Source organism: Psychrobacter sp. SZ93C1 (assembly GCF_015864635.1).
GTDB classification, from domain to species: Bacteria; Pseudomonadota; Gammaproteobacteria; order Pseudomonadales; family Moraxellaceae; genus Psychrobacter; species Psychrobacter fozii.
Genome location: NZ_JADYWY010000009.1, coordinates 13,226 through 25,837, shown reverse-complemented (window position 1 = coordinate 25,837; position 12,612 = coordinate 13,226). Strand labels below are relative to the sequence as shown.

The 12,612-nt window shown below is 41.6% G+C and carries 12 protein-coding genes; 8 read left to right on the top strand and 4 right to left on the bottom strand.

From position 1 onward, the window contains the following. The first annotated feature begins 82 nt into the window (after nucleotides 1-82). From I6E83_RS11675 to I6E83_RS11660, 4 genes are all read left to right on the top strand, one after another. Complete coding sequence (locus I6E83_RS11675) at nucleotides 83-1,234, top strand: imelysin family protein (RefSeq protein WP_197102153.1); 1,152 nt, start codon at nucleotides 83-85, stop codon at nucleotides 1,232-1,234. A gap of 3 nt (nucleotides 1,235-1,237) precedes the next feature. After that, a complete protein-coding gene (locus I6E83_RS11670; RefSeq protein ID WP_197102151.1) occupies nucleotides 1,238-2,890 on the top strand; it encodes a DUF1513 domain-containing protein in 1,653 nt (550 codons plus the stop codon). Between the two features lie 25 nt (nucleotides 2,891-2,915). Then, on the top strand, nucleotides 2,916-3,578 hold the full coding sequence (locus I6E83_RS11665; RefSeq protein WP_197102149.1) for a M48 family metallopeptidase: 663 nt from the start codon (nucleotides 2,916-2,918) through the stop codon (nucleotides 3,576-3,578). A 120-nt stretch (nucleotides 3,579-3,698) separates the two neighbouring features. Further along, on the top strand, nucleotides 3,699-4,301 hold the full coding sequence (locus I6E83_RS11660; protein ID WP_197102147.1) for a methyltransferase domain-containing protein: 603 nt from the start codon (nucleotides 3,699-3,701) through the stop codon (nucleotides 4,299-4,301). Here I6E83_RS11660 and I6E83_RS11655 read toward each other — a convergent pair. Both I6E83_RS11655 and I6E83_RS11650 read right to left on the bottom strand, forming a co-directional pair. Next, the gene (locus tag I6E83_RS11655) at nucleotides 4,275-4,958 is read right to left on the bottom strand and encodes a hypothetical protein (RefSeq protein WP_197102145.1); all 684 of its coding nucleotides are present in this window, start codon (nucleotides 4,956-4,958) and stop codon (nucleotides 4,275-4,277) included. The genes I6E83_RS11660 and I6E83_RS11655 overlap by 27 nt on opposite strands. A 23-nt stretch (nucleotides 4,959-4,981) precedes the next feature. Next, a complete protein-coding gene (locus I6E83_RS11650) occupies nucleotides 4,982-5,890 on the bottom strand; it encodes a hydrogen peroxide-inducible genes activator (RefSeq protein WP_110924015.1) in 909 nt (302 codons plus the stop codon). A gap of 316 nt (nucleotides 5,891-6,206) precedes the next feature. On the opposite strand from I6E83_RS11650, the gene ahpC reads away from it, so the two are divergent. Then, a complete protein-coding gene (ahpC, locus tag I6E83_RS11645; RefSeq protein WP_197102143.1) occupies nucleotides 6,207-6,773 on the top strand; it encodes an alkyl hydroperoxide reductase subunit C in 567 nt (188 codons plus the stop codon). Nucleotides 6,774-6,964: 191 nt separating this feature from the next. On the opposite strand, the gene I6E83_RS11640 is transcribed toward ahpC, so the two are convergent. Next, on the bottom strand, nucleotides 6,965-7,213 hold the full coding sequence (locus I6E83_RS11640; protein WP_197102141.1) for a YdcH family protein: 249 nt from the start codon (nucleotides 7,211-7,213) through the stop codon (nucleotides 6,965-6,967). A 479-nt stretch (nucleotides 7,214-7,692) separates the two neighbouring features. On the opposite strand from I6E83_RS11640, the gene ahpF reads away from it, so the two are divergent. From ahpF to I6E83_RS11625, 3 genes are all read left to right on the top strand, one after another. Further along, nucleotides 7,693-9,270, top strand: a complete 1,578-nt coding sequence (gene ahpF / locus I6E83_RS11635; protein ID WP_197102139.1) for an alkyl hydroperoxide reductase subunit F — start codon at nucleotides 7,693-7,695, stop codon at nucleotides 9,268-9,270. 128 nt (nucleotides 9,271-9,398) lie between these two features. After that, nucleotides 9,399-9,917, top strand: a complete 519-nt coding sequence (locus tag I6E83_RS11630; RefSeq protein WP_197102137.1) for a hypothetical protein — start codon at nucleotides 9,399-9,401, stop codon at nucleotides 9,915-9,917. Then, on the top strand, nucleotides 9,868-11,610 hold the full coding sequence (locus tag I6E83_RS11625; protein WP_197102135.1) for a tetratricopeptide repeat protein: 1,743 nt from the start codon (nucleotides 9,868-9,870) through the stop codon (nucleotides 11,608-11,610). The genes I6E83_RS11630 and I6E83_RS11625 overlap by 50 nt, the downstream gene beginning before the upstream one ends. A 79-nt stretch (nucleotides 11,611-11,689) precedes the next feature. On the opposite strand, the gene I6E83_RS11620 is transcribed toward I6E83_RS11625, so the two are convergent. Next, a complete protein-coding gene (locus I6E83_RS11620; protein ID WP_197102133.1) occupies nucleotides 11,690-12,550 on the bottom strand; it encodes a bile acid:sodium symporter family protein in 861 nt (286 codons plus the stop codon). Nucleotides 12,551-12,612 lie beyond the last annotated feature (62 nt).

The window sequence follows — 12,612 nt, the reverse complement described above, 5'->3', positions numbered from 1 at the left end:
TAGGGCAGATATTAATAAAATAGTCTGCCCTATTACAGATACAACGATTGAAATAATTACTCATATAAATACCGAGAAACCTATGAAAATAAACCATGCTTTGGCAATGGCGTTATCTGCATTAAGTGCTGGATTGCTAATCAGCTGTGTTAAGCCTGCTGATGACAATAAAGCACCAGAGACGGATAGCCAAGAAGTTGCGCAAGACAGCGCTGCTGCCAGCAGTCCAGCAGAAGAGAATGGTGATATTACTGCTAAGATTAATGCAGTAGACATCAGTACCGATACCGAAACCGCTTATCTGACCCATGTGGCTGATAACATTGTCATTCCAGCGTATGCTGATGTGGCCAAGCAAAGTGACCTATTGCATGATTTGGCACAAACGCATTGCCAGTCAGGATCAGTTAGTGGTGAGGAACTACAAGCACTGCGCGATCAATGGCTCGTTTTAGCACAAGCATGGGCAAGCGCTGAGATGATTAATTTTGGTCCTGCGACTGCCAGCATGAGTAACTTGTACATTAACTATTACCCTGATGAGCGTGGCTTAGTACACAGTGGCGTTGCAGATCTCATCACTGCTAATCCGCAGCTAACCGCTGAGCAACTCGCCAACGAAAGTGCGATTGTCCAAGGTGTCCCAGGACTAGAAGAAGCATTATATGCGAATGACAGTTTAGACGCTGGCCAATGTGCTTATGTCATCAGTGCAAGCAGTGCGTTGAGCACACGCCTAAAAGAGATTGAGAAAAACTGGCAGCAGAATTCAACGCAGTTATTGGCAATCGATAAAGTAGCTGACAGCGACCAAGGACTGAACCAATGGTTCAACTCTTTGCTATCGTTGGTCGAAACCATGAAATCTAACGCTATCGATCAACCATTGGGTCTAACTGGTAAAGCGAAAGGTCATCTACCTGCTGCTACTGCCGCACAAAGTCGCGCGATTATCAATGCGAAGTTAGCGACATTGAATAAAGTGCTGACTGATCCAGTATTGACCGAAATACTAAACAGTAATAACGACAGTGAAGTGGGTAATAATTTATCAACCGAACTGGCTGAAACCACCACGCTACTGGCGCAAATGCCAGAGGACTTAGCGACGGCAGATAAAGACACGCAGCAAGCGTTGTATGATCATCTAACGACGATAACACGCCTGATTAAACGTCAATTGATTCCAACACTTGGTATTCGTGTCGGATTTAATAGCACAGATGGTGATTAAGCTATGCAGACACAGGGTGATACAGTAAAAGATGCTACCGAAATAGACGCTACTGAAACAAACGGTATCAAGCGTTTAAGTCTATTAGATAGATGCTTTAAGCCAGAAGTGCTGAAAACGTTGGCACTGACAGCGCTTAGTACGGCAGCGTTGGTTGCAATACACCATCGCTATCGTAAGCAGCGCTATCCATCTGCGCGTTTGCAAGACTATGTGGTCGGGCTAGGTACGCAGTTTCAGTCACTGTCGTTACAGGTGTCATCACAGCTATCATTACTGACGTCACCCCAGTTAGCCGCTACGCAGCACTTATCAAGGCTACAGTACGCCTATCAGCAGACTACCAATGCTTGGCATCAGGCTTATCAAAGCTACCCATCGAGCATGGAGTATGATGGCGATAGTTGTGTTGATAGTCATATTAATAATGCTGACGTGGTTGTAGATTTTTCTACAGTTCATACCACCACCATGCTGGCACGTCCAGTATGTTGGGTGAGTGGTGTCGCATCAATGCCGCAGTCAGTCGCTTTAACGAGCGATGATGAAAGCGTTGATGGCTATGGGGTAGTCGGCATCGATGCAGATCGCCAAATCGTTTGGCAAACGACTATGCCAGAGCGTGTGCATGATATTATCGTTCAGCCAGTGTTGTCTGGCTCTCATAGCCAAGCAACTCATGATGTCGTCGTCATGGGTCGCCGTCCCAGTGAAAAATTTTGGGTATTGGATACGGCAACTGGGCAAGTAAAGCATGCTATCGAAGCATCCATGAATCGTCATTTTTATGGTCATGCTTGCTACAGTTTGGACGGCACGTTGCTGTATGTCACCGAAAACAATACGGTAGATTTAGCGGGTAAAGTTGGTATCTATGATATCAATCAAGGCTATCAAAAAATCGCAGAGTTTGACTCACATGGCATCGGTCCACATGAGCTGATTATGCACCCAGATGGTGAGACGCTCGTTATCGCGAATGGTGGTATTAAGACTGAGCAAGCCTCTCGTGAAGAGCTAAATTTAGATACCATGCGACCATCGCTGGTGTATCTGAACCGTCATGACGGCACATTGCTTGAACAGGTCATTCCTGAGCACAATCAGATGAGCGTACGCCATTTAGCCATGCATGACGATGGTACGGTGATGATTGGCATCCAGTTCCAAGGTGAGAGGCATATTAATGTGCCATTAGTGATCACACATAAGCGCGGTGATACTGATTTTGAGCCGCTTACGATGCCGAATAATCAATGGCAACGCTTTCATCAGTATATCGCCAGTGTGGCGGTCGATAGTGAGCGCAATCTATTATGCGTAACGACACCTATTGGTGGATGTGCGGCTATTTATGATTTAACGACTCGCGCGCTGATTGATACAGTAAGTTTGCCAGATTGTGCAGGGGCATCGGTATCTTCTCGTGATAGTTATAACGAGTCTAATGGGCATAATACGCAGTTATCAAACAGTCAGTTATTGGGTTTTATCGTGAGCGATGGGCAAGGGCAACTGACAACTTTGAATGTGGCTCAAGCGGCAAACCAAGCAGATAAACAATTAGATGAGACAATGGCGTTAGCTGATCGAATTATTATAGACAGCAAGCGACACAAAATGTCTTTTGATAACCACTTGCAGGCATTGTTGTGATAAATGATAGAGGCAGGGGATAACGATGACGCTACAGGATACGACATCGTTATCAATAGTCACCAAGCAACAACTGGCACAAGCAGGCATTGAGCTACAGGTTACTAAAAAACGTGTCAAAAATATTAATTTTCGTCTGAAACCTTACCTATTGATGGTGTCTGTGCCAGTATCTATGAGTGCTGCACAGATTGTACAGGCTGTTGCTCAGCGTGTATCGTGGGCAGTGGCTAACCATGCACAAGTATTGGAACAATATAAGCGCAAACAGCACGCCTTAACCGAATCCTCAACTGCCAATAGCCCTCTATTATTATGGGGCATAGCACAGTCCTTTGCGCTCAGCCCCGATGACACAATCGCCTATTATCGGCAACAGCTCTCCGACGTTATTCCTACTTTGTTTGATAAGTGGCAACCCATCGTTGGTGCGCGTGCTAATGAAGTCCGCCTAAAAAAAATGCATACACGCTGGGGCAGCTGCAATACGCGTGTGCGTCGGGTATGGTTATCTGTCTATCTTCCCGCTTATCCCATTGAATGCACCGAATATGTCATCGTTCACGAGCTTTGCCATTTGCATCATGCCAATCATAGTTCTGCATTTTGGCAGACAGTAGCGACAGCGATGCCGGATTATCAGCATTGGCATAATATGCTGGCAGGTAAAACAGGACAGCTAGATTAAATCTAATCTTCAATATCTGTAACGTTAATAAGCCAAACATGATAGATTATAACGGTATATTTTGTACCGTTTAAATGAAATTTAGAGTTTATGATAGAGTCAGGTGGATAAGGATATTCTATGAACAATGTCAATCAGGCTGATTTTTGGCAGCAGCGTTATGAGCAAGACAGTATCGGTTGGGACATGGGCGAAGTGTCGCCACCGCTCAAAGCTTATATTGATCAGTTACCTGAGACTGCGAAAGGTCAGGCTATTTTAGTACCGGGTGCGGGTAATGCCTACGAAGTAGGTTATCTACATGAGCAAGGTTTTACCAATGTTACCTTGGTTGATTTTGCACCTGCCCCGATTCAAGCATTTGCTGAGCGTTATCCCGACTTTCCAGCTGGGCATTTAATCTGTGCAGATTTCTTTGGTTTATCACCTGAGCAACATCAGTTTGATTGGGTGCTTGAGCAGACGTTTTTTTGTGCGATAAATCCAGCACGCCGAGATGAGTATGTCGAGCAAATGGCTGCGTTGCTGAAGCCTAAGGGTAAGCTGATCGGCTTGTTGTTTGATAGAGATTTTGGGCGACAAGAACCACCATTCGGTGGCACGAAAGAAGAATACCAACAGCGTTTTGAGGGCGTTTTTGATATAGAAATAATGGAGCCGAATTATAACTCGCATTCTGCACGGCAGGGTAGTGAGCTATTCGTTAAGCTGCAAGTGAAGTAGCGAATTAATCTCGCGCTTGATATTATCCCGAGCTTGCGCTTCTAACTGATCATAGTAATGGTCAGTCAGATAGAGTTTGGGATGTGCTAATAATCCTTTTAAGACTTCCGTTCGTCCAACGCAGTAATCTGCCATTGAAACATGTATGTATTCTTGGCGTACTGCTTTGACGTATTTCTCGTACGCAGACCATGATGCACCCAAAATACTTAAATCCATATCCAATAGATATGCTGCATCGCTATAACGATCATGTTCTGCTAATACATTAACTTCATGACTAGCAGTCATCATAATCAGAGCGTATATATGTTGGCATTGTTCAACGTTTAAATAAGGCCTTAATACCTCTACCGCAAATTCTGCACTTTTCAGCTCATTGTCTGAGCGTGTCGGCTCATATATTACATCATGATAATACATTGCCAATGCGATAATATCTGGCTCATTAAGGTGGTGCTTAATTTGTTTGAACTGTCCAAATAACTGCTGAATATGTTGAAGGGTATGATAAGCACGTTGATCTTCACTATAACGCACAGCGATATCTTGCCAGAGTACTTGCGCGTTGTCTGGCGTGATATCACCACTGATAGCAGATAGATGCAAATAAAAACGATTGCCCAGCTCAGTGTAGATTTGCGACAACTCGTTCATATTTACCCTTCATAATCTACTATTTATGCTTTATTAGCCGCATCTTCAAAAGCTTGCTTGAATACTTTGCCAAGCAGATTGACATCATCGACACGGGCATAATTCAGACGGGTGACAAAGGCAATATGGCGATGAGGGCCTTGCTCAGCTAATGGCACAGCGACGGCATTTTGGTTTTGTAAATGAAGTTGATCTAATGCCATCTCTGGTACCAACGTTGTGCCCATATTGGCAAGTGCCATTTGAATAAGTGTGTTCAAACTGGCATCTGAAAAGCTTGATTTCATCTGTGCACGATCAAAATGACAGACAGAAAGTGTTTGATCGGTCAAGCAGTGCCCTTCGCCAAGCAGCATGAGATTGGCAGTTGCTAGCTCATCTGCATTGATGGTTTCAAGCTTCGCATGCACATCCTCTTTTGGAAAGACAGCAAAGAAATCTTCGCTCCAAAACTCAAAGCTATGTAGCCCATCTACCGCATAAGGCAGTGCAATAATAGCAGTATCGATATGACCGTAACGTACTTGCTCTAGCAAGCGCTCTGTCTGTTGCTCAACGATGGTCATGCGAAACTCTGGATGGTGAGCTCGCAGGGCAGGCAACACTTTTGGTAGTAGGTACGGCGCAATCGTTGGAATAATGCCGACGGTCATTGGATACGCAAGTGGTGATTGATGGCTGTGGGCACGTGTGGTCAAATCACTAACTTCAGAAAATACTCGCTGCGCCCGCGTTAGAATGTCTTCGCCAATAGGGGTAATCAATACTTGCTTATTATTACGCTCAAAAATCTGTGTATCCAACTGCTTTTCTAACTCGGCAATACCCAAGCTCAGCGCAGACTGAGAGATGTTACAGTCTTCCGCTGCACGTTTAAAATGACGGTGTTTAGCCACTGCTAAGGCAAACTCAAGCTGACGTAAAGTAATCATAAAATCTCTCTATTAGTGGGCTTTTAACAGGGTACACTGTGGTGACTTCTTCGATGCATCTGTGCGATATCTGATCTCGGTGTCACCTTAATGTAATCTATGTGTTATATAGTCAATGACGTATCACGCACTGATGATAAAAAATAGAGATAATAGTTTAACAAGTTTAATAAAACAAAACATCACATTAAAAACTTTTAACTGGATTAACGATAGAATTCGCGTATAGTTTGTCAGGTAGCCCAAAGTACTAAAGGCTTAACAGAAACATCCATACCAAAAAATTCCAATTAACTTAACTATAAAGGAGCCAATCATGGCGTCTATCATCAATCAAGAAATCCCAGAATTTTCAGCAGATGCGTATGTAAACGGTGAGTTCAAAACCATCACTTCAGAAGACGTAAAAGGCAGCTGGGCTATTTTCTTATTCTACCCAGCCGATTTTACTTTTGTTTGCCCAACTGAACTTGAAGACATGGCCGCTCATTATGACGAGTTAAAAGGCTTAGGCGTAGAAGTATACTCAGTATCAACTGACACTCATTTCACGCACAAAGCATGGCATGATTCTTCAGACGCAATCGGCAAAGTACAGTATCCAATGATCGGCGATCCTACTGGTAAAATCACCCGTGGTTTCAACGTTATGATCGAAGAAGCTGGTCTAGCTGAACGTGGTACGTTCTTAGTAGATCCAGATGGCTTGATTCAAGTTGCTGAAATCCATGCTGGCGGTATCGGCCGTAGTGCAAAAGACATGCTACGTAAAGTAAAAGCAGCACAGTACGTTCGTGAAAACGACGGCGAAGTTTGCCCAGCAGCTTGGGAAGCTGGTCAAGAAACGCTAAAACCAAGTCTTGATCTTGTTGGTAAAATCTAAGTAATGGCCTAAACAGTCAAATTATTTAGATATTTGTAGTGTTATATATAGAGCTATTGGCTATATTAATGCTATAAATAAAGACCCCATCAGCATAAGTTGATGGGGTCTTTTTATGTCGTTTACTAATCAGAATCTTTATTGCGTAATCATAAATTAAGCATTAAGCATTAAGCATTAAGCATTAAGCATTAAGCATGAGATTGTAGTTTGTTTTTATCGATTATTTTATAAATCTCATCTTTTAGTTGCAGCTTTCGCCGCTTCATTTGTTCTATTTCTTCATCACGGCTAGCATGCTTTACCAAATCTTTTTCCAGATGATTAATCTGTTGATCAAGCTGAGTATGCTCATCAAAAATACTGGCAAAATGGCTGTCTTTTTGCCTAAGTTCAGTAATAACATCTCGGTTGTCTTGCAAAGTATCAGTCTTTCTCATGTGTTCATCCTTGTTATGAAGCGCAAGCTAACAATAAGCATCCGCGCATTGTCGTTATGATTTTGAGACTTGATTTTTATTAAGCCAAAACGCTCACTCAATATTGATAAGGCTTAATACTAGCAGAGAGGCCTCATGGTAAACCTATGAAAAAGCCAATCTGTTACGAGACAAATAAGAATTTTTCTTATCGGCCTTACTTGATTGTAGCGAAAAAACAACCTCTATACTATGATAATTAATCTGTACGTGAATTAATATTTAATTTTAAATAATGATTTATGATTGGTTTTATAAAACATAAGGTTTGAGTTTCTCAGCTTGCCCAAATCCTCCGAACCTATGATAATAGAGACATCAAAGGGCATAAGTTTATTGCCTATAATATTTTAGACAACATTATTAATACTAAATAATCCATATTTGAACGCGCAATACAACAGTTGCCGTTACATATCCAGTAATGAAGAGGAACAAACATGATAGATCAAGGTTTATTAGACGCGATTAAGAGCTACAGTGAAAACATGACTCGTCCTATTACTTTTGTATTGGGTAGTGGTGAGCATAGTAAGCGTGCCGAGTTGATTGATTTTTTGACTAAAATCGCTGGTACGACGGATAAAATCAATTTTGATGCGACAGCGAATGATGACAGTTTGCCAAGCCCAATCAGTTTTAAAGTAGTCGGTCATATCGATGGCGCACTGACAGACACTGGTATTGTATTTAGCGGTATCCCAGGCGGTCATGAATTTACCTCGCTTATTTTGGCTATCTTACAAGCGGGTGGTCATACGCTAAAATTGGATGAAGGTATCCAGAAGTTAATCAAGCGTTTTAATAAGCCCTTACAGTTCCAGACCTACGTGTCATTGTCATGCCACAGCTGCCCAGAAGTTGTTCAAGCATTGAACCAATTCGCGCTATTAAACGATGGTATTAGCAACGAGATGATCGATGGTGCATTGTTCCAAGAGCAGGTAGAAGCGAACAACATCCAAGGTGTACCAGCGGTATTTTTAAACGGTAAGCCGTTTGCTAACGGACTAATCGACACTGCTAAATTGATCGGAAAATTGCAAGAGCAGTTCCCTGATTTATTGTCAGAAGTAGAAGACGATGCTGATCAGCTAGAGCAGCAAGACGTGACCATCATAGGTGCAGGTCCTGCAGGGGTGGCAGCCGCGATTTACACCGCTCGTAAAGGCCTCAAAGTCACCATGGTTGCTGATCGTATCGGTGGTCAGGTTAAAGACACGCAAGACATCGAAAACTTGATCTCGGTACCATTAACGAACGGTACTGACTTATCAAACAACTTTGTTAAGCATCTGCACGAATACAATATCACGCTAAAAGAACACGTGAGCGTGAAAGAAATCAGTGAAACTGAAGATGAGAACTACCGTATCCATCTGAATACTGGTGAGATGTTTGAGACTCGTAGTATTATCCTAGCGACTGGTGCTCAATGGCGTAAGCTTGGCGTACCGGGCGAAGACGAGAACATCGGTAAAGGTGTGGCGTTCTGTGCTCACTGTGATGGTCCTTTCTTCAAAGGTAAAGATGTATCGGTCGTTGGTGGTGGTAACTCTGGTATTGAAGCAGCCATTGATTTATCAGGTATCGTAAAACATGTGACCGTATTTGAGTTTGCTGATGACTTAAAAGCGGATCAGGTGCTCATCAACAAGGCTAAAGAAAAAGCCAATATTGACATCATTACCAGCGCGGCGACCAAAGAGATTAAAGCCACAGATGGTAAAGTTAGCTCTATTGTTTATGAAGACCGCAACTCGGGTGACACCAAAGAATTAGATTTGGCTGCAGTGTTTGTACAGATTGGTTTAGTACCGAATACTGGATTTATCAAAGGTTTTGTTGATTTAAATCGTTTTGGTGAGATTGAGATTGATGAGCGCTGTCGCACAGATCGCAAAGGTATCTTTGCTTGTGGTGATGTCACAACCGTTCCATTTAAGCAGATCAACATTGCGATGGGCGAAGGTAGTAAAGCAGCACTGTCAGCGTTTGAATATTTAGTCATGCAATAAGCTGTTTAGATCCAAACCGTAAAGTACTAAAGTTAGTCTAAGAAGCCACCTCTTTTGAGGTGGTTTTTTGTTATGATATCCAAACAAATATAAGGTTATATGAAGGCACTTAGATAATGGATGACTCCATGCATCAATATACGATAAAAGATTTAGCTGAATTTATGCAGGCTGCCCGAGAGGATAAGGATCAAAAGCCATTTATATTTATTACTGGTGCAGGATGTTCTGTCACAGCAGGCATACCTTTAGCTAAAAAAATTGTATCAGAATTGAATGAACAGTTTGCTTTGGAATTAAAACCTTTATCTGATGAAGACCGTAGGGATTATGGTAAGTGCATGGGACGTCTTGAGACATCTAAACGTCGTAGATATCTACAAGAATATATTAGGAAAGCAAAAATAAACTGGTCTCATATAGCTTTGGCTTGCTTGATAAAAGAAGGCTATGTTCGTCGTGTGTTGACGTTTAATTTTGATAACTTATTGGCGCGTAGCTGTGGATTGCTTGGGCAATACCCACCTATCTATGACTTTACCGCTGCTAATCTAAACCTGCATCGTTTGATAGATGATCCCGCTATTGTGCATCTGCATGGGCAGGGGGCAGGGACACGGCTTTGTCCAATTAAATACAGATTCTGAGACAGAAGAACATGCGGCACGGCTCAAAGAATTCGTTGGTCATACTTTGAGTGAGTCACCAACACTATTCATTGGTTATAGTGGTGAGAATGATGCATTTCTACCACAAGTTGAAGAGCAGTTCAGTGATCAGCATCGGCTGTTCTGGGTTGATATGGGCGATAAAGCACCAGAGCATCTGCAACAGAAACTTTTAACTTCTAGCTTAGCGCATTATATGAGCTGCGAAAATGGTGCAGATTTATTTCTTATTCAGTTGGCACAGGAGTTAGATTGTTTTCCACCTACTATATTCGCAGATCCTTATCAGCACTTGCTAAATGAGCTAGATGAGATAGCAAATTATCCAATGCCAAAAGAAGAGCTATCAGAAGATAAGAAGGAAAATCGATCAGTTCGTTCAAATACTAGCACGCAAGATATTTTACTAGGAACTAAAAATAAGCTTAAAGATGTTCAGCAGCAAGATAAAGAGGGAGAAACTGATTTCTTACAAGAATATTTACAGAGTGATTATGAAAAAATTATACGAAAATTAGAAGGTAGAAAATCTTTAGACTACGAGAAATCTGTATGGTTGGCACGTTCTTACTTTGGCTTGGCACTAAAAGAATCGAATAAGTTAAAACAAATTGAAATATATGAAAAGTTAATCGATAAATTCAAGACAGTCACTGGAATAGATATACAAGTGCAAGTTGCAAGCGCTTTTGTGAACAAGGCTATTATATTAGGTGAGCTTGAACAGCCATACAATGAAATCAATGTTTATGATGAGCTTATCGCACAATTCTCTGATAGTGATGAGCTGATTTTAAAAGAGCACGTTGCAGTAGCATTGCTGAACAAAACTGTAGCACTTTATGATTTTGGGCAGTTAGATAAGGCTATTGATGTTTGTGATGAGCTTATTATAAGATTTTCTGACAGTAATGAGCTTATTTTACAAAAACAAGTAGCAAAAGCATTATTGAACAAAGCTGTTGCATTAGGAGGGCTCAAGCAGTTAGATAAGGCTATTGATGTTTGTGATGAGCTGATTACACTTTTTTCTGACAGTAATGAGCTTATTTTACAAGAGCAGGTGGCGAAAGCGCTATTTAACAAAGCCGTTGCACTAGAAAAACTAGGGCAGCTGAACAAGGCTGTTGAAATTTGCGATGAGCTGATTACACTTTTTTCTGACAATAATAAACTTGTTTTGCAAGAACAAGTAGCAAAAGCCTTGGTCAAGAAAGGTGGTATACTTGCCGAGCTTGAACAATCAGATAAGTCTATTGAGTTTTACGATAAGGTTATTGCAAAATTTAGTGAGAGCAAAGAAGTTGGTCTACAAAATTCAGTGGCGATAGCACTTAATGATATGGGCTATTTGAGGTTGTTAGCAGCAAAAAAGCAATGGCAGAATCCAAATATTATGAAGGATTATTTGCATGAAGGATTAGAGTACTTTTCGAAAGCTTTAACAAAATCCTCAAGGGATAATCATGCTACGATTTTGGGAAATGTGGCTTACACTGAGTTTTTACAAGGGAACATGGCTGATTCTGAAAGTCATTTACGCAAAGCGCTACAACAGGGTGGACAGTCCATTTATGATGAGGCGGTAAAAGATATCGATAAATATCCTATAGAACTTGATAACGATTTTAAAATTTTGTTAGAAAAATTCTGGAATGAGATAAAAGAATAGAAGTATAAGTATGACGTTCTATACTATTAAAAAACGCCTATCCAATATCTGGACGGGCGTTTTTTTATGTCTACTATAATCAGTTCTTATTCCGAATCAACGCAATAATTGGCAGCGCAATCACATACATCAACACACCATATACCGCCGCAGGTAAAGCGATGGCAGGCAGGCCAACCGCCGTTCCCATAATAATAGGCGCTAAGGTAATCGCAGTCGTACTGTTCTGAATACTGGTCTCTATGGAGATGGTTTTAGTATCAAACCAACTCAGCTTTAATAATTTAGAGGTTAAAATACTAAATATAAATAAAGCCATAATGATAAGGACAAGCTCAAGCCCCATTGATGTCAACTGTGACTTTAGCAGCTCCCAGTTAGAAGCGATGGCAGCGAAGACTATTAAGACAAAAAAGATACTGGCCAAGCCATTTAGAATGCTGCTTCTGCGTACCATAAAGTTAGTGAATTTATAGCGAGCCAGCATACCAAGGGTAACTGGTAACGTCGTCAAGAGAAACATGACAGCGCCAATCTTTACCGCGCTAATAGAGCCCGTGTGGTCTTGCATAAAGTGGTTAAAAGCTAAGGTGATTAGAATAGGCAAAGTAATGACAGATAGTAGGCTGACCACGCCAGTGAGAGCGACTGACAGCGCGACATTGCCTTTGGCATAATAGGTGAGCATGTTGCTCGTGACACCGCCTGGACAAAAGCTAATCAGCATAATACCAAAAGCAATTTCTGGTGGTGGTGCCATTACTAGGATGACTGCCAAAGCAATCAAAGGCACGAAAATAACTTGATTGACGAGGCCTACAAAAAAAGCTTTGGGGTAATTGACGATAACCTTAAAGTCACTGGGTTTTAGCCCTGTTCCTAAGGTAAACATAATGTAGGCAAGAGCCAGTGGGAGTAAAGCCAGAGCAGTACCGCTCATAAAACATTCCTTGTTGAATTAAAAGCCATATTAAAATGGCTTTTTAAATAGATCACATTCCT